At 31.2% G+C, this 19,282-nt stretch carries 18 protein-coding genes; 1 reads left to right on the top strand and 17 read right to left on the bottom strand.

Annotated elements, in window-relative coordinates:
- Nucleotides 1-87: 87 nt before the first annotated feature.
- On the top strand, nt 88-2,034 hold the full coding sequence (locus LG402_RS18400; RefSeq protein WP_166539991.1) for a TonB-dependent receptor plug domain-containing protein: 1,947 nt from the start codon (nt 88-90) through the stop codon (nt 2,032-2,034).
- A gap of 102 nt (nt 2,035-2,136) precedes the next feature.
- Here the strand turns inward: LG402_RS18400 and LG402_RS18405 are convergent, their stop codons facing one another.
- The 17 genes from LG402_RS18405 to LG402_RS18485 form a co-directional block, all read right to left on the bottom strand.
- Nucleotides 2,137-3,195, bottom strand: coding sequence for an IpaD/SipD/SspD family type III secretion system needle tip protein (locus tag LG402_RS18405; RefSeq protein ID WP_166539938.1), 1,059 nt, complete (start codon nt 3,193-3,195; stop codon nt 2,137-2,139).
- Nucleotides 3,196-3,197: 2 nt separating this feature from the next.
- On the bottom strand, nt 3,198-4,046 hold the full coding sequence (locus LG402_RS18410; protein WP_227336103.1) for a type III secretion protein: 849 nt from the start codon (nt 4,044-4,046) through the stop codon (nt 3,198-3,200).
- 16 nt (nt 4,047-4,062) lie between these two features.
- The gene (gene sctE / locus LG402_RS18415; protein WP_227336104.1) at nt 4,063-6,168 is read right to left on the bottom strand and encodes a type III secretion system translocon subunit SctE; all 2,106 of its coding nucleotides are present in this window, start codon (nt 6,166-6,168) and stop codon (nt 4,063-4,065) included.
- Nucleotides 6,161-6,676, bottom strand: a complete 516-nt coding sequence (locus LG402_RS18420; protein ID WP_166539935.1) for a SycD/LcrH family type III secretion system chaperone — start codon at nt 6,674-6,676, stop codon at nt 6,161-6,163. The genes sctE and LG402_RS18420 overlap by 8 nt, the downstream gene beginning before the upstream one ends.
- A 134-nt stretch (nt 6,677-6,810) precedes the next feature.
- Entirely contained in the window at nt 6,811-7,866 is a 1,056-nt protein-coding gene (locus LG402_RS18425) for an EscU/YscU/HrcU family type III secretion system export apparatus switch protein (RefSeq protein WP_166539934.1), read from the bottom strand.
- On the bottom strand, nt 7,859-8,632 hold the full coding sequence (gene sctT, locus LG402_RS18430) for a type III secretion system export apparatus subunit SctT (RefSeq protein ID WP_166539933.1): 774 nt from the start codon (nt 8,630-8,632) through the stop codon (nt 7,859-7,861). The genes LG402_RS18425 and sctT overlap by 8 nt, the downstream gene beginning before the upstream one ends.
- A 3-nt stretch (nt 8,633-8,635) precedes the next feature.
- Nucleotides 8,636-8,890, bottom strand: a complete 255-nt coding sequence (gene sctS / locus LG402_RS18435) for a type III secretion system export apparatus subunit SctS (protein ID WP_166539932.1) — start codon at nt 8,888-8,890, stop codon at nt 8,636-8,638.
- Complete coding sequence (locus LG402_RS18440; RefSeq protein ID WP_166539931.1) at nt 8,890-9,549, bottom strand: EscR/YscR/HrcR family type III secretion system export apparatus protein; 660 nt, start codon at nt 9,547-9,549, stop codon at nt 8,890-8,892. Before LG402_RS18440 ends, sctS begins: the two co-directional genes overlap by 1 nt.
- 3 nt (nt 9,550-9,552) lie before the next feature.
- A complete protein-coding gene (locus tag LG402_RS18445; RefSeq protein WP_166539930.1) occupies nt 9,553-10,482 on the bottom strand; it encodes a FliM/FliN family flagellar motor switch protein in 930 nt (309 codons plus the stop codon).
- Nucleotides 10,479-11,369 (bottom strand): hypothetical protein, encoded by an 891-nt coding sequence (locus tag LG402_RS18450; protein WP_227336105.1) that lies wholly within the window; start codon nt 11,367-11,369, stop codon nt 10,479-10,481. Before LG402_RS18450 ends, LG402_RS18445 begins: the two co-directional genes overlap by 4 nt.
- Entirely contained in the window at nt 11,350-11,811 is a 462-nt protein-coding gene (locus tag LG402_RS18455; protein ID WP_227336106.1) for a type III secretion protein, read from the bottom strand. The genes LG402_RS18450 and LG402_RS18455 overlap by 20 nt, the downstream gene beginning before the upstream one ends.
- A complete protein-coding gene (gene sctN, locus LG402_RS18460; protein ID WP_227336107.1) occupies nt 11,795-13,096 on the bottom strand; it encodes a type III secretion system ATPase SctN in 1,302 nt (433 codons plus the stop codon). The genes LG402_RS18455 and sctN overlap by 17 nt, the downstream gene beginning before the upstream one ends.
- 2 nt (nt 13,097-13,098) lie before the next feature.
- A complete protein-coding gene (locus tag LG402_RS18465; RefSeq protein WP_166539926.1) occupies nt 13,099-13,512 on the bottom strand; it encodes a type III secretion protein in 414 nt (137 codons plus the stop codon).
- A gap of 9 nt (nt 13,513-13,521) precedes the next feature.
- A complete protein-coding gene (locus LG402_RS18470) occupies nt 13,522-15,615 on the bottom strand; it encodes an EscV/YscV/HrcV family type III secretion system export apparatus protein (RefSeq protein ID WP_227336108.1) in 2,094 nt (697 codons plus the stop codon).
- 22 nt (nt 15,616-15,637) lie between these two features.
- The gene (gene sctW, locus LG402_RS18475; RefSeq protein ID WP_166539924.1) at nt 15,638-16,726 is read right to left on the bottom strand and encodes a type III secretion system gatekeeper subunit SctW; all 1,089 of its coding nucleotides are present in this window, start codon (nt 16,724-16,726) and stop codon (nt 15,638-15,640) included.
- 4 nt (nt 16,727-16,730) lie between these two features.
- The gene (gene sctC / locus LG402_RS18480) at nt 16,731-18,449 is read right to left on the bottom strand and encodes a type III secretion system outer membrane ring subunit SctC (protein ID WP_166539923.1); all 1,719 of its coding nucleotides are present in this window, start codon (nt 18,447-18,449) and stop codon (nt 16,731-16,733) included.
- Nucleotides 18,433-19,143, bottom strand: coding sequence for a helix-turn-helix domain-containing protein (locus tag LG402_RS18485; RefSeq protein ID WP_227336109.1), 711 nt, complete (start codon nt 19,141-19,143; stop codon nt 18,433-18,435). The genes sctC and LG402_RS18485 overlap by 17 nt, the downstream gene beginning before the upstream one ends.
- Nucleotides 19,144-19,282 lie beyond the last annotated feature (139 nt).

A 19,282-nucleotide genomic window follows, 5' to 3' on the forward strand; every position in this document is an offset into this window, starting at 1 on the left:
AGATGTCAGTGCTCTTTTTGTTCATTTATTTTTACGCATATCGTTATATAAAAAATTATATATAGATTGTGAACTGAGATTGGAATGATGAAATTAAAACCTCTATGCTGCTGTTTATCTCTAGCTCTATTACCCAGTATTGCTCTTGCTGACACCAATTATGGGCAATCTACTCCCGACTTATTAACCGTATGGAGTAGCCCAATTGCAGCAAACCCAGATATATTAACGCAAGAACAAATGCTTGAACAAAATAAGGTCAATGCGGCGCAAGCCATTGCAACATTACCTGGTGTTGTAATGCAAAAATCGGGTAACCGTAATGAGTACACCATTAAAGTACGTGGTTTTGATAGCCGTCAAGTACCTGTATTCTTTGATGGTATCCCGACTTATGTTCCTTATGATGGTAACTTAGACTTGGCTCGTTTTACCACAAACGATCTGGCAAGCATTGAAGTCAACAAAGGCTATACCTCATTACTGCAAGGCCCTAACTTAATGGGTGGTGCAATTAATATCACTACTGCGACGCCGAAAAAGCCATTAGAAGGAAGCATTGCTTATTCTCAAGGTTTTGCTCGTGGTGCTGATTATGCACACAATATGAGTGCACGCTTAGGTGCACGTAATGATTTAGGCTTTATTCAAATCAGTGGTAGCCAATTAAAACAACGCTTTACTCCAATTCCTGGTGCTGATGAAAATAATGTGGCTGCGGGAACTCATGGACGTCGTGATAATTCAGCAACAGATGATAAACGTGGCATGATCAAAGTGGGTTGGACACCACGTGCTTCTGACGAATATACCCTAACTTATGTAAAACAAGACGGTGAAAAAAATAGTCCACCATCAACATTGGGTAAAGGTAAATTTAAATATTGGGCATGGCCGGATTACAACAAAGAAAGCTATTACTATAGCGGTATTACTCAAATTACTGATGGTATCAAATTACAAAGCCGTGCTTATCACGATAAATTTGAAAATACCCTTTATATGTACCCTAAAAAAGGTGATACACCTGATTACAGTCACTATGACGACTACAGTACAGGTGCTGCATTACAATTAGGTATCGATACCCGTGAAAATGATCTGCTCTCTTTCGCTGCTCACTGGAAAGATGACGTTCACCGTTCTCAAAAAGAGAAAAATGGTGATTGGATGCGTTATAAAGACAGAACATGGTCTTTAGCAACTGAATATCAATGGGCTGCCACTAATGATCTCGATTTAGTGGGTGCAATTAGCTATGACTGGCGAGATAGCGTTGAGACTGACAAAGGCGCTGATGATAACAAACAAACAGCCTTTAACTGGGAAATGATGGCAAAATATTCATTAGCCAATGATGATGCTGTACGTTTCTCTGTGTCTGATCGTAGCCGCTTCCCTACACAAAAAGAACGTTACACAAGTGAAAAACCCAAAGATGGCTCTAAAGGGATCATCAATCCAGATTTAGATCCTGAACGCGCATTATCTTTCGACTTAACTTATGAAGGACATATTACGGATAAATGGGGTTACCAAACCAGCATTTACTATAACCGTGTCAGTGATGCAATTATGGCACACACCGTTTATCGTGGTGGCAATGCATTCTTCCAAAACCAAAATAGTGGGCGTGTTGACTATGTTGGGCTTGATTTAGGTACTAAAGGTAATGTGACAGATTGGTTAGAGCTAGGCTTAAATTACAGCTATATCCATAGCGATCCTAAACAAGTAGCACATGTTGAAGGTTTACCAAAACATAAAGCCTATATGTGGATGACATTTATTCCTGTTGAACAGGTTCGCTTTACCATTATGGAAGAAGCACAAAGTTGGACCTATAACCGCATTGATGAAAATGACAAACTGGCAGGTTATGCAAAAACTGACCTTCGTTTAGATTATGATTTTGGGTATGGAGTTTCTGCTAATGCTTCTGTAAATAACCTTTTTGATAAGTCTTATGAATATACTCAAGGTTATATGGAAGATGGCCGTAATTACTGGCTAGGTATTGAATATAAATTTTAATTTAAATTATTATTTATAAAAAAAAGAGCTGATATCTATCATATATCAGCTCTCTTTTATTCGTAAAAAATCTTATCTTCCATAATATTACTCAATATAACCTTAGAAACGTAGAAATCCTTTTGCCATTTCTAGTAATGTATTCATTGTACTACTAACTATTTTAACAAAATTATCATAATTACTATTTGCAGTGCTGTATTTTTTAGAAAACTCATCAAGATTGTTATTTAGTTTTTTCTCAAATGAATCTAACATCTTTTTTAATAGATCAAACTCTGTCTGTAAAATATCTTGTGATCCCAATCCTTTATCTTTTAAAGATTTTAACAAGCTTTCAAGATCAGTAAAATCAATTTGTACATTGAACCAAAACTCAAGATAAGGATCCAAATAATGGTCACTACCTTCACCATTACCTTTAATCACTTTTACACCTTTTATTCCATTCAACAAATTTCCTAAGGCCTTCATTGCTCTGTTAATATCATCTTTATTATCATAGAAAATTTTCTCTCCTTTTATTTCACGGTAGTAACGCCCTTCCTTATCTTTCTTAAAAAATAAATCTAAGCTTAATAGTGGCTTACCACTATACTTATTTTTTAAATCTTGTAGTTCATTATAAAAATCTTCAAGATGAATATTAATACGGCCTTCTTTTTTAGCGGCTTTAGTCGCTTCACTCAATTTAGATAATAACGTTCTTATTGCACTCACAAAATCCATATAATTTGAAAAAAGATCTTTTAATACATCTAAATAATCAGCCTTACCTGTATTAATCGTCGATTTAATATCATCAAAAAGATCACTTAATGAATCAATAAATTTATTTTTATCATTATTACCTAAGTCTTCTGCTGTTTCTATTTTAGATATAGATGATAAAATATCTTTACTTTCTAATCTACTAGAATTATATTTTTGATTTTCAACATATTTAGATAAACTATAAGCGATTTTTTTTGAATTTGGATTATCAACGAATGACACATCAAAATCTTTGATTAATTTTTTGCTCGCTAAATAATCCTCATTGCGTTCAATATTTTTTACTATATTATTAAGTTGATCTTTATCCACTTTTTTTTTAGTTAAATATTGAGAATAAATATTTTCTTCATTAGGTAAATGATAAGATCCCAAATTATTAATCATAATTAACCTTTTAAATTTGAACCTATTGTAGATGCAACATCTTGTGTTGCATGAATAATAGTTTCGATACCTTGTAAAAGTGCTTTGATAATATCGGCCTCATTTCGCTGTAGTTCATTATTATTATTAACTAATTGTCCTGCAACGGAAGTTGCGGCATCATTTCCTTTTACTTCAGCTTCAATACGGATTGCCTCAGCTTGCATAGGTTGTTCCGCTATCCCACTCAATGAAGGTGCAATATTCGTTAACGTATTTCCTTTTAATATTGTCTGGTTAGTATTTCCAGTGACTAATCCTTTTCCCATACCAAAAATAGACATAGACGCACCACCAATATTTAAGCCTAATGAAAGCCCTGCACCAGTTACTGAAGCAGCTACAACCATATCTGCTTTTTTATTTAAAATATTTTTTGAACTATCGGCTAATATTATCTCTATACTCATTAACATATTTCCAAGCTCTCTAGATCTTTCGAACTTTTCAATCATTGCTTTGTAATAATTAATAAAAAGATTAATTAACGCCATCATATCATCTGATAAAAAATTAAACTCACCTACTTTTATAACCGTATTTTCTCTTAAATTAGACTTTGATAACTCCAATTCATCCAAAAATGATTTCATTTTACTGTGATTATATTCCGGCCCTTTTAATAAAGGCTTATTTTCATTTATTCTTATGTTATCTTTGCTAAAGCTAATTCTAGTGAGATATTCTGAAGATGTTTTATTGGGTGTTTTTAGCCCTTCAATATTCTCTATTTCATTTTCATTCCTAATATTTGATACATCTTTATTAAAAAGAGTATTTAAAAAGTTATGATTATCAATTTTCATATCCATTTTATATTCCTTTTTATTAAGCAGAGATTCTTTTCGCTATGTTAGATTTAACTTTACTACTTATAGAGTAGCTATCACTCATATTTTTTAATATTTCCGTAATTGTATCCATATTATCACTATATTCTTCCATGATTTTATCCATAAACTTCTGAATTAAATCTAGAATTGCATTTAACTTTTTACTATCAGCAACTGATCTCATAATATCGGCTGATATTATATTGCTATAAATGTTAATAGTATTGGATGTAACTGAATTTAATAATTTAGCACTTACAGCTATTCGATGAATTGTATTCACCGCTTTTTCTGACATATCTTCTGTTATCATATGGCTAACTTTATTTAATATAGTAGTTATTTTTTGCAATAATACATTGTCGGTAATTTTTGTAATCGCTTTATTTATTGCTTTCAATATTTCTTCCATTGCTTGCATAATAATTTCTTTAATCATATTACCGAGCATTTTCTCAAGACAATCATTTAATACTTTTTTTAATGTCTGTTTAATTTGCTCATTGAATATTTTTTTCGCTGCATTGGTTATGCCATTAATTGCTGGCCCCGCAACAAATGTTAATGCTATAGCAGCAACAAATAAAATAATGGTAATAAAAATTTTTAGTGCCATTTTCATTTTGTCATATATTTCTTTTTTAATATCATCAATTTTATCGACAAGACCTAAATTTTTAAGCGTGTCTAAAAAAACTTCAAACATATCCATTAAAGCATCAACCATTTTATCAATCACTTTCATAATGGCTTCTGAAACAGGTGCCATTATTTCATCCATAAAAGATTCACCATGAATGGCCTGATAAATCTCATCAGCGACTGTTAATGCTACATCTGCAACTAAAAGTGTTACAGCCACGGCCATTAATGCTAAAGAGGCGCCAGCTGTAAAAACAGCCGCAATACCGGCAAAAATAGCGAGAAAACCACCTAAAATCTTTAAACTAATTCCTGCCCAATATTGAATTTCTTCTTGTTTTTTAATTTTTACTTTTTGATCATCAACCTTATCTCTCAATGATTTTTCTGTTACTTTTTGCATTTCTTCAAAAAGCTTTTGCTCATTTTCAGAACGTTGTAGCATTACTTTCATTGTTAGCTCTCTAACTTTAGCAAGTAAAAAAGTAAGTAATGCCAAACCTGATAAAGAGCGAGAGGCTATTTCAAGTTCTATATGACTCTGGGTCAAAGTCAGGTCAATATAAGCCTTTTTTGCACTTTGCATTTTCTTAGTAAGAAGATCATCACTCTTATTATCAATAATATTCTTAAGATGATTAAAATTTGTTGAGATTGATTTTAATTTTTCGTCACTCATCGAGACATGGGGAGCTATATTTGATATTTCCTTAAAAAAATCCAATATATCACTGTGTAAATCATCAAGATCATATAGCTTATTTTTAGATATATCATTGGGAAGATTTAAAGCAGGATATTTCCCTATTAAATAATCTTCCATTTCAGATTTATTATTAAATTTTTTATGGATAAGATCATTAACAATCTCTTTTGGAATATTTTTATTATTTAAATATTTGCATACCTCATTTTCTGTTTTTAATCCTTTTTCTTGTATAGAGTTATATACTGCCATCCAATAATCAACATTGGCATCTTGGTATTTTTTTACATCACCTAAAATAGATTTATAATCTTCAACCAATCCTGCTATTTTCTTTTCTAAATAATCAAATTGATGTAAAAAATCTTCGAATTTATCTGTGTCTTTAATAGAGTTTAAAATACCATCATTAATTATTCCTTGATACTTTAATTGTAAATCCAAATAATTATTTTCTTTTTTTTTCTCTTGACTACTCCTTTCTATTCTTCTTGATTTATTTTGAGATGAATCACCTACTTCAGGTTTTATATCTATATTAGAATTTACATTTTCCTGCTCTTCAGGTGGCCTTAATATAGGTACTAAAATGTTTTCATTTTTTTTTATAAAATATGAAGAAATAATTTTCTTGTTACTGTCATTGACTGTATTTTCTTTTTTCGTCAAGTTCTCAACAATCTGATCCTTTTCGTCCATTTTTAATGAGACTAAACGATTAGATATTAAACCATTAACAATAGTATCACTCATTTTCATCTCCTTTATTTTCATTAATGACGACCAAAGGGATATCTTTTAAAGATGTTAAATAAATCTCTGCTTTCTCTTTTATGATAGGATCTTTTATATTTAACGATACTTGATGAAAACAATATTTTGCTTTCTCTTTTTCGCCTAAAGATAAATTACATTGCCCAGCATAAAACATAGGCCTATAATCATTATTTGCATTTAAATAAGCTAAAGCATAAAGATCTATGGCGGCTTGATACTGTTTTTTTAATTGCTTAACTGCAGCAAGTCCCATGATATAATCAACATTATAAAAATCATAAAGACATAAAAATTTGAAAATAGCTTCGGCTTCATCCAACTTTCCTTTTTGGTAGAAATCGTAAGCAAATGAATAAATTCCTTCCATAAATCCTTCTGGAATTGTGCCTTCATCTTTAATAGTCTTACCATTTTGGACAATGGAAACAATGTAACTTGCTAATTGATCAAGTTCTTTTTCTGACATCTTTTCATATAGTGACATGATGTTAATCCTTTCATCAAGGATGAATAATTAACAAAATCATAAAATAATGGTTATAAAATAGCTTTAATAAAACAAACGTTATTATTTATAAAAATAAATACTATTTATTTAAATAAGATAAATGTATTTTTCTATCTATAGTCCATTTCTTCTCTTAATCTACCATCTAATTCAACTCTTTTTAGCCAAATTAGGAGATCCATAATATCAAGAAGATCAGTATCGATCATAACGTCAAAAAGATGATATTTATGATATAGCTTTCGAGCCAATTCTGGATATCGAACTATTGGTGTGCCTACTTTTTTCGCATATGTTTTTACAGCCAGTGCTTTTGCATTTTCACACTTCAACGAAACTAATGGCATAATATTATTATCAGGATCAAAGTAAATTCCCACAGCAATATGAGTCGGATTAACAATTACAGCAGAAGAATCTCTAATCACTTTTTTCATTGGCTCATCAAGTAACTCTTGGTGTAAATATTTGCGTTTTGATTTTATTTCAGGATCTCCTTCCATATTCTTATTTTCTTGTTTTATTTCATGTTTTTCCATCATCATATCTTTCATGAAAAGGAAGAAATCAGCAATAATATTTAAAGTAAGAAGTGGTAATGAAAGAATAAAGAAAATAAAAACAAAATCGACAACAACAGAGCACCATTTTTCTACTACAATATTTAAATTAGAGCGATAAAGTAAAAATATCTCTTGGCTATTTATTACCATAAAAACAAAACAAACCACTAAAAAAACGATAATAAAAAGTAATGTTTTTATGAAATCCTTTATTGTTCTTAAACTAAATATCTTCTTAAAACCAGAGATTGGATTGATATGATTTAAATCTATTTTTAATGCTTCAGTTGCTATTTTAAATCGAGACTTAAACAATGAGATAGTAATACCCACGAAAGCAGTAATAATCAATACAGGTATAATAATATTAAAAAATAGCTTTGATATTATTTTAATATAACTTTCTAAATTAATATGTGTTGGATTTAATAAAATAGATTGGTAAAATTCAATAAATTCTGTAAAATTAACTCGGTGAAAAAGATAGATAATGCCAATAATATAAATCACACCTGAAGTTAACTCTTTATTTTTAAATGTTTGCCCCTTTTTAGCTGAATCATCTAATTTCTTTTGTGTAGGTTTTTCTGTTTTTTCAGCCATAATAAAAACTCATAAAGAGAGTATGGAAATACTGGTAATTAAAAAACCCTGATAATTCATTTGTCATTGCTGAAGTAAAAAAAAGCAGAAGTGCAGAAAAAGCAATAATGCCCTTAATACATAAAGAGAGTGAAAATGCATTCAACTGAGGACAGAAAAGGGAATAAACACCTAATGCTACTTCACTAAGAAACATCAAAACTAATACAGGTGAAACCAAAACAATAGCCACTCGTACTATATCGGTCAACCATTTTCCTATTAGTGAATAACCAATATTTTGATTAAAATAGCCAACAGGAAAAACACTATAACTATCTTTTAAGACTGTCATTAATGTTACTAAACCACCAAACTGCAGAAAATAAGCAACACAAAATAATCCCGTTAGCGAAGCAAATTCTGAAGATTCAATACCTGTTGTAGGATTAATAGTATCACCAATACTAGCCCCTCTTTGATTATCTACAAATTCACCAAATGCCGAGGCTATCCAAAATGGCGTTGCAAGTAACAATCCGATAAAAAGGCCAATAATAATTTCACTAATTAGAATAATAACCCCGTTATCTCTAATATCATCTGAAATAGGAATACTGACTTTTATACCCAATGCAACATAGAAAATAATAACATATTTTAAAAATTGGCTATTAAGAATTCTACTATTTAAAAAAGGAATAAACATAAATGCAGGAAGTAAACGTGCCATAAGAAAAAAGATATCAATAAGATAAACTTTAAAATATTCGAAGATTATTAACATATTTTATCCAGCGAATCCTATCGCTAACATTTCTTTTGCATAGATCAATAATTTTTCCCCCATCCACCCCATTGTCATTAATAAACAAACAAAAACACACACTAACTTAATTCCAAAAGGTAATGTTTGTTCTTGTATTTGTGTAATTGTCTGTAATAATCCAATAATTAATCCAACAAAAGTGGCAACGGCAATAGGTGCTGCTGATAATAAAATAATGAGATAGATTGCCTTATTAGCGGCATAAACCATATCCATTATTTTACCACCATCAAATCAAGGTATTGATTTATCAGTCCCTTTGATAATAATGTCCAGCCATCCATTGCAATAAATAAAATTAACTTTAAAGGGACAGAAAGTGTAATCGGGCTCATCATCATCATTCCTAATGCCAGCAAAATACAAGAAACGATCAAATCAATCACAATAAAAGGTAGATAAAGGTAAAATCCAATAATAAATGCCGATTTTATCTCGCTTAACGCATAAGCAGGTAATAAAGAAAATAGTGAGCTTTCAATTTGTTCATCGTCGTCTATGCTGTCTGGTCGATACCCTTGAGCTTTATCAAAGAAATCTAATAATTCTGGTTCTGAATATCGGTATAAATAATGCTTATATTCACCTAATGCTTCATCAGAAAAACGTTCTAATGATCCTGGCTCTCCTAAATTAATAGGATTATTCACAAGATATTGATAGCTATTTTTAGTCATTGGCGTCATAACAAATAATGCCATCATTAACGCAACTGCATTTAGAACCATATTAGAAGGTACCTGTTGTACACCCAAAGCATTACGCGTCATAACAAGCACTATCGAAAATTTAAGATAACACGTACCTGCGGCAATAATAAAAGGCGCAAGTGTTGCCAAGGCAAGCGTTAATATCAATGTTGTAGAGCTTTCCATTATTTACTCGTTATGTGAAAAAGAACGTTGGATCTCAACAGCTAAACGATCACCGACCCTAATCAATTCTCCTTGAGCAATAGAAAGGCCATTTACTTTTAAAATAATTTGTTGATGTGCTTCTTCAGGCAGCATGATATGTTGCCCTGATTTCAGATTTTCTATTTCTTCAATTAATAGTGTTTTACTGGCTAAAATAAAAGAAACAGTGACAGGAATATTACCGATGGGGGCTAATCTTTTCTCTTCATCAGTAGTAAAAGGTTGACTCTCTATTTCATGTGCTGATTTGTTTTGTTCATTACTGTCTAATACTTTTGATTCATTCTCATTTAATAGCTGCACACTATTTTCCCCATTCCACTCAAATTTAATCCATTTTTTCTCACCTAAAAATAAATTAGATGATATTTTTTCTATAAGTAATAAATCACCAAGTAATATATTTTTTAATAATGAAAGAGAAAGCTGGCTCGTTCCTAAACAAAAATCTCCTATAACTCCTAACTTATTATTAGATAGCGCTATCCATTGAAAATGCCCTTTTATTTCATGAATAAAAACATCACCAAGATCACTGCTAATTTTGGGATAGGCACCATTTACTGATTGACCTAAATAAATATCCTCTACACGCAATAAAAAAGGTATTGATGAAAATGAAAGTAAAATCTGAGTATAATTTCGAATAAAAAGAGAACACAAATAAGAGGAAGGAACCAATTCCCAATCAATCTTTTTTTCAGGATAAAGCCTATCCATAACGCAATTAACAGACATTAATCCATTAAAGAAACCAAGTGAATTTTCCCCATAGATAGAAAAATAATAATCTCTTTTATCTACTGAATATGATTGAAATGAGGCAGAAAAACATCGCATGGTGTTATCATCATCATTATCTTTTATACATGCTAATAATGATGTATTCATAAATCACCATCCTTCTTTTTAGGATCTGCATCAATTGAAGTAATATAGTCATATTCATTTTCTGAGCTATTTTCTAACGACAATATTGCTCTACCTTGATATTGATTTAAATTATCCAGAGAAGTTTGGTAAACACGTCCTGTAGAGGCAATAAATTGCATCTGATGTTTCATAAAAAAAAGAATTTTTATTTGATGATGTTCGTTTCCCCACTGCTTAAAAACATAAGTAATATCATTTTTTTCGGTGGATTGTTTTGTATGTAATATTCGCCAACAAGGCACTTCAAGTGGCGATTTATTCACCGTTTTGACCTCTATTTGAGGTTGTTGTACAAATTCTACTTTTTCAGATAATTGTGCAGAATTAGTATTATTTTCCGTATCAACTTTATGTGTATTCTTTATTTCACTATTAAATACATCGTTTATCTCATTTTTTTTACTAACATTATCTTTAATATTATTTTTTTTATTTAACAAGTCATCATTAATGATGATATTCTTTACTTCAAGATTTTGTTTTGTTTTTTTAATTTCACTTGCTCTTATAATCAATGCTTTAATAATTGATTTATCAGATGTTTTTTCTTCTATTTTATTGGAAAGAAAAAATAATATATTTCTATTCATCAGGAATAGTCCTTCACTCTCTTCTCTCTCTTCTCTCTCTTCAATATCTGATAATATTTCTAAATCCTTGTTTTTTTCATTTAAAAACACATTAGATTTATTTAATTTTAGAAATGTTTCTAATTTCATTTCTAATTTCTGTTTATCTTTAGGAAAAAACTTTTGACATTGATATAAAACCATTTCATCAAAATTACATTCATCACTAGGAATTATGTTGTTTATTTTTACATTATTAGATAATATCGTTGTCATACAAAGCGATCTCCTGTATATCATATTGTTCTAAACGTTCTAGATATACCTGTAATTTTTTATGCTTTCTATCAAAATAGCGTTGCATTTTCTTCTGTTTTTTTATTGTAATAATATATTCTTTTTCAAGTTCTTTTTTTTCTTCTTTCAATTTTTCTTGTTGAATAATTATTTCTTTAAGCTGAGTTTGACATAAATTCAATGAAGATAAGACAATCGCTTTTTTTCTTCTTTGATGATAAAAAGAAATAATGGAATAAATACCTATTTTTTCATAATTGAGTATTTCATTTTTCAATAATTCCATTAATTTCTTTTGTTCTTGTCTTTTATTTTCCGCCTCAACTAATAGTCTTTCATATTGATACTGTTTTTTTTCAATTTTTCTTTGTCGCTTAACTAATAAATCAATGATAGCTTGTTGTTTAATTGGCAATCTCATACAATTTTTCTAATGTTTGCTGAAATTCTGCTTTTTCTTTAAATGACTGCATTAAAAATTTTTCAACTTTAGATTGTTTATTCACAGCTTCATCATTTAATGCATTATCCCCAATACGGTATTCACCAAATTCTTGTAACAGTTTAATATCCTGTAATCGCATTAAAATTTGTCTTATTTTTAATCCTGCCTGTTGTTGTCGTTCATCTGTAATTTGCTGAAAAAGGCGACTCACACTCGCTAAAATATCGATAGCAGGATAATGACCTGATGCGGCTATTTTTCGTGAAAGGTAAATATGGCCATCAACGATAGAGCGAACCTCTTCACCTATTGCATCAGGTTCATCATCACTTTCTAATAAGACGGTGTAAAATGCAGTAATAGACCCTCGTTTTGTCACACCAGGTCTTTCTAGAATGGCGGGCAATGTATCAAAAACTGAAGCAGGATAGCCTTTACGGACTGGTAATTCGCCTGCTGTTAACGCGACATCTCGTAACGCCCTGCAATAGCGTGTTATTGAATCAATAAATAAAACAACATGTTTACCTTGTTCACGAAAATATTCAGCAACTGTAGTCGCCACTAATGCCGCATTACAACGATCAACCGCAGGTTTTTCTGAGGTTGAACAAATCAATACGACCTTATTACACCGACTATCTTGTTTTAATTCTTCGACAAATTCGGTAACTTCTCGGCCTCGTTCACCAATTAATCCGATGACAAATACATCTGCTTGAGAAAAACGAATAATCATATTCAGCAACATTGTTTTTCCTGTTCCTGCACTGGCAAATATTCCCATTCGTTGTCCTAAAGCACAACTTAATAATCCATCTATTGCACGAACTCCTGATTGAAATAATGTTGTGATAGGTAATCGTTCATGATATGCGGGAGGCTGCGCATGAACAGGGTATAATTTAGAAGGTAAATCTTCTGATAAGTCTTTACCGTCAAATCGTAATAAACAATGCCCTTTAATATCAATCATGCTACCTAATACACGATGATTTAGAGCAACAGAGAAAGCCTCACCTGTTGGCTCTACGATAATTTGCAAAGAATAGCCTTGAGAGTTGCCCATCATACTCAATATTGTTATTCCGTGGCGAAATCCAATAACAATAGCTTCACCAATTGGCATGCTATTTTCTATGCTTTTTCTAATTTGGCAAATTTCACCAATAAAAACATTACGCAACATCACCTCAAGAATATTACCTTGTATCCGAATTGGGTGTGCTGCATAACGAAAAGGAGAAAACGCGTTAGCCATAACTAATTAATAAATTGCTGATTAGTTCGATTCATGGCTTGAAAAAATTCATCTATCGCTTTTGCCATTGTTTCGCCATTTTGCAAGGCTATTGGCATAAAAGAAGCGCGTAACTCTAAATCATTTTCAACTTTAACTAACGCTGGTTGGCCTGGATAAAAGCTTTCTGTTTCTGAGTTCACATGACTTAATATAATTTCTGCGCTATTTTGTTTTAATTGATTTTCATCATATTCACGTAATACCGACCAAATCATAGGAACATTATCAACAATTAATAAATTAATATCAGGCATATCGCCTAAGCTAATCGTAATAGTTGAATGGTTATCAATAGAGTGCCCTCCAGAAAAAAGGTCTGTTCGACCAATAACGTTCATAGCATCTATAAGTAATTGTGCAAGATCAAATGACATATTATTCCTCTAAATAGTTTGTAAAACATTTATTTCAATATCTGATGATATTTCATCGTATGATAAAACAGATAGTTGTGAGAACTGTGTTTCTAGTAATTTTCTTACAAATCGTCTTATATCAATTGCAGTTAATAAAACATAATTTTGAATGTATTTTATTTCATCAAGTGCAATGGTTATTTTTTCTAAAATAACATCAAGCTCCGCAGGTTCTAAATTTAAAAATGTCCCTGATGATGTTTGCCTAATTCCATCACGAATAATTACTTCAATTTCATTAGATAATATAACAACATTGAGCTGACTATTTTTAGAAAAAAAATCACTTATATAACGAGAGAGTAATGTTCGAATATGTTCAGTGAGCAAAATAGGATCTTTTTCTTTTCCACCCCATTGAACTAATCCACCAATAATCGTTTTAATATTTCTTATTGGTATTTTTTCTTGCACTAATCTCTGTAAAACTTCATTGATCCTTTGAATAGAAATTTGCCGATAGCATTCTTTCATTAATTCTGGTGATTTTTCCTCTACTTTATCTAGTATATCTTTTGTTTCTTGTATACCTAAAAACTCCACAATATTTGCTGTAATTAAATTGGAAAATTTTTGATAAAAATAATCTTCTGAACTTATAAGTTCAAAATTAAGTTTTATTAATAATGATTTATTATCTTCATCAGTCCAATAAGTTTTTACTCCCTTACATTCTAACTCAATATATTTTAACCCTAAAGAAAAGAATTCATCTGTCGGTGCTTCTATATTAATAAGAGGAAAAGAACAATAAAACTCATCCGCTTTAACTTCATTAATTAAAATGATGACTTTATCTTTATCAATAGTATCAGAATAATAAATTAAGATATCGGGAAGTAATACCCCATATTGTAATATAAATTCTTTCTTTAACCATTTATCAAAGACCTTTTTTGTTAGATAACTTTTCTTTTTCACTGAAAGCGTTACGATTAGTGGCTGTGTTTCTGCTTGCGATAAAGAAATTGTTTCTGTTGCTAATTGATTTTCTTCTTCTTGTTCTTTTTTTCCAGAAAAAAGATTAGACATAATACCTTTTTTCTCATCACCTTCTTCATGATGAGGAGTATCACTATTCTCAGAAGTTTTCTTTTTTTTATCCCAAATGTTTTTTTTGAAAAAATAACATCCAATAATCGTAGATAAAATAATAAAGACGGGCGTTGGAAAGCCAGGTAAAAAACCAATAGCAAAAGCAAGCAATGCAGTGATTAAGAGTGCGAAGTCTTGAGATAACAGCTCATTCATAATACTTGAGCCTAAGTTTTTATTTTCATCTCCGACTCGTGTCACAATGAATCCAGCACTAATTGAAATTAATAAAGCGGGAATTTGTGCCACTAAACCATCACCAATGGTTAATAATGTATAAGTTTGCAACGCTTGAGAAAGTGACATCCCCATTTGCGCCATACCAACAGACATTCCACCAATTAAATTAACAAAAATAATCACAATGCCGGCAATAGCATCGCCTTTAATAAATTTCATTGCACCATCAAATGATCCATAAAGCTGACTTTCTTGCCCTAATTCCTTCCGCCTAATTTTAACTTCATCATTATTAATGATGCCTGATTTCAAATCCGCATCAATGCTCATTTGTTTACCCGGCATACCATCAAGAGAAAAACGTGCAGCGACTTCGGCAACTCGTTCAGAACCTTTTGTAATAACAAGAAATTGCACTACTGTCACGATAGAGAAGACCACAAAACCAACAACTAAATTTTCTCCAATAACGAACTCACCAAAAGAGGTAATAATTTCTCCAGCATCGGCATCCAATAAGATAAGTCGGCTAGTACTAATTGATAGAGCTAAACGAAATAACGTTGTAATCAAAAGTAATGCGGGAAACGTCATAAAGTTTAATATTCGAGTGACATAAAAAGAACTCATCAATATCAATAATGCAATCGTGATATTAAGACCTATAAGAAAATCAACCAAATAGGTAGGCAATGGCATAATTAACATTAAAATAACTAAAATTATCACTGACAACACAATAAGTTCTGGGCGATTTCTTATCGAGAAAAGAAATTTATATATCATTATTAATATCCATTAAAAATAATTATTTGTTTTTTCTTAATTCGAATTTTTCCATATGAATATACTTATCCATAATAGTTTGTATTATTTTTTGGCAAGAGATTCTATTTTCATTAGATAAATACAAGCATTCTGGATATCTATTAAATAGTGTTCTTATTATTTGTAAAAATCGCATCTTTACCGTTATTAATAAACTTGAAAATTCTTTGGATAATAAACCCAACAAATAGATATTCATTTCATCGGGTATTGTCATACCATGATAGAACAATTGATAAAGCTGTTTTTCTGATAATATATGCTGTAATTCTTTTTCTTTAAAAAGATCCATTCCTAATGAAATAAAACTATATATTGCTCTTAATTTATTGACTCTTTCTAACAGCAAACCAAACTCTGAACTTTGTGAGCAGCTCGGCATCAAAGATTGCATATCATATAACAAACCTTGTGCCAAAAAGGTAAAAATAGCCGTACATCGTTCAATATCATATTCTTCTATTAAAAACTGAAAGAAATAAATTGGCTCTAAATCTAAATCAAGATAGCTACGATAAAGATCTCGTAATACAGAGGGATTAAGTAATAATAATTTACCAAATATTTTTGCTTTTAAAGCGACATTAATCCCCGCACGAATATTTTTTGCATTTTCTCCTTCAAGCATACGCACAATTTCATTTTCTATCTCAGCATCTAATTGCGCACCTAATTTTTTCTTTCTAATTAATTCCCGTAAAACCATAATCAAATCACTATCGTCAGGAAACATCTGTCGTAAATAAGCCAATAAGTCCAGTAAGCTTTGATCTGATTTTTTAAACATTTTTAATACTTTATCTAATTTTTGATCTGCACCTTCCTCTGTAATATATAAAGTATTGTTTCCTCGTTCTGCTTTTTTATCTAATCCTTTTCCATAGCGTTGTGAAAATTGCGAGGCAACCATCGACATATCATCAGCAATTTCCATCAATTGGTTTTGATAGTTCTGTCTCTCTGAAATTTTAGGCTGCTTATATTCGTTATCACTTCTATTTTCATGATTAACTTTATTTTCTTTTATTGCAATTTGAATCGGGATCGTCGATTTAATTGGCGTAACCATGGCATTACCTCATAAAATTCTGAAGTTGTTGCAATGCCTGTGTCGTTTTTTTATTCATCGGTTGAAAAGGATCATCACTTAATGATTGTGAGATATCACTGTCAGTGCTTCCCAATAAACGTGGCTGTAACATAAAAATACGTACCATCTTTTTATTGTTATCTGATTTATATGTAAATAGTTTGCCCAATAATGGGATCGCACTGAGGACTGGAATTTTAGATTCCGCATTTACATTATCTTCTCGTGTATATCCACCAATAAGCAAACTTCCACCTTCTGAAACTCTTGCTACGGTACTAATATTAGTACGATTAATCGTAGGTAGACGTTCATTATCTTTACTTGAATCTTCTTTTTTTTCTGCGCCATCTTCCAAGTTGATGATCATTTCAATCTCTTTATTAGAGCTACCAATACGAGGTAATACACTCATCATTGTGCCAAATGTTGTTGATTCTAATGTTGCAACCCTTTCCCCCTTAATTTGAGTATAAAAAGTCGTATTATTATCAAAAATTGCAGGAGTATTTTCCTGAGTTAACAAGATGGGTCTTGATACCATTTTTGCATCACCATCATCACTTAATGCTTTAATTTTACTGAGAAAACTAAAACCCGATGCTGGTGTTAAACTCGATGTATTAAATGAAAAGGCGTGATTTCCGGAGTCAAAACGCGCACTCCAATCAATCCCTAAGCTATCTGCCTTACTTTTCGAAATATCTATGATCCATAGTGAAAGCTCAACTTGCCTTTTAGGCTTATCAAGCTGAGTAATTAATGAATGGACTAATGCTAAACCTTCCCGACTAGTTTTAACTAATAAGCTATTTGATGCTGGCAACGGTACTAACTCAACATGATATTGTCCCATTTGAGTGACAATAGGTGTTGTCGAATAAGACGCCTCTTCACTTTCGCCATTACTACTATTCGTATTTAAAGATGCGGAATATGTATTCTGTTGCTCTCTATTTCGCGACGCTCCATTCATTTCTTGTGTTTGTGAATGAAATAGCTGCTGTAATACTGTCGTAATACCTGGTAGTACAATTTTTTCATCACGTAATGAATAGCTACGATCTTGAACAAAGGTATTTTTTAGTGCAAATATCTGCACAAATTCCTCTCCATAACGAGAGCTCCCCGTGGGAACTTGATTATTCATTGTTTGTTGCTGTTTTTCTGCCGCAACATTATCAAGATAATCTGCAGCGGCTCTCGCTAACTTAAGATAAATAGGTGGCCCAGATAAATAAAAAGTACGCTTATCTTTTCCTGCTCGTAATGGAAAACGTAGGTCGTACAAACCAACATCTTGCAGATATTCCTTGAGCTCATAAATACTAATATTTCTTACCTGAAATAATGCTTGCTCTATTTCAGTATTGTCATACACATAAATTGCTTCACCATCATTAAAATAAAGTAATGACATACGGCGAACCATCGACTCAAATGCCTCTTGAGGCGAAGCCAATGAAAAATTACCGGTGATCCTTTTTTTCTTAACAGCCTGACTTAAAATAAAGGGCTTATTGAATTTATCTGATAAAACAAAGAAAAACTGCTCGATACGGGTATCAACAGCAATAAACATATCGGGTTTTTTACTTTGATGTGTATAAATAATTTGCTCTTCTTCTGCTTTGACAGATAAAGGCAAACTACAACAAAGAAGTATCCCAATAATAAAACAGACTTTATTTTTTATATTCATAAAGAAAACGACCAATTCGGCGAAATTCCGTTGGAGTAATACCAAATAATGTTTTAATTTCATTAGAGAAATGTGATGCAGAACTAAATCCATTATCAACGGCGATTTGTGTTAATGATTCATCCGTTGAAAGCGTTGTTAAAATCGATGAAGCAGCACGCCATGAACGTAATTGGCTTTTACCGCAGTTCCCCAAATAGCGTTTGCATAAACGCCTAAAATGCGTACCAGATACGCCATAGCGTTCCCCTATTTGTGCAATATTGCTTTTTTTCTCATCTAAATAACTAATAAGGTGCAAAATAAGCCAATAACTTTCACTATGTCTTATCGTCACAAAAAGTGGTTCTAATTGGCTATTCTCTTTTAATGCTTCACTAATTAAAATATGCTCTAGTGTTCCTTCGCTATTTTCTATATGAAAAATCTTCTGATTAATATCAAATTCAGTTCCAATAGCTGTCATTTTTGAAAAATCACGCGCATAATCAATAAAAGCCAATAATCGAGCACATATAAAAAAAGAACGTTTTTCTATTTTCCAAGTATGTGGTTCAGATTGAAAAACAATATTCTCATTTTTCGCATTATAAACAAATGCCTTACCCTGTACTATCTTTACGATTTTATTTTCATATATTTTTATCGGCGAACCATCACTCAAAGGAATACAATAGAATAAAGAATCACCCATCAATATATCATTGTCACCATTTATCTTTATATCATTTATTAACATAATAGAACCTTAAAAATTATAAAAAAACAAAAATAACGGTAATAACATTAATACCTAAATATTATTTATGCATTATGATTTACAGCACTTTAGA

It is taken from the genome of Proteus sp. NMG38-2, assembly GCF_020640995.1.
In the GTDB taxonomy this organism is placed as follows: Bacteria; Pseudomonadota; Gammaproteobacteria; order Enterobacterales; family Enterobacteriaceae; genus Proteus.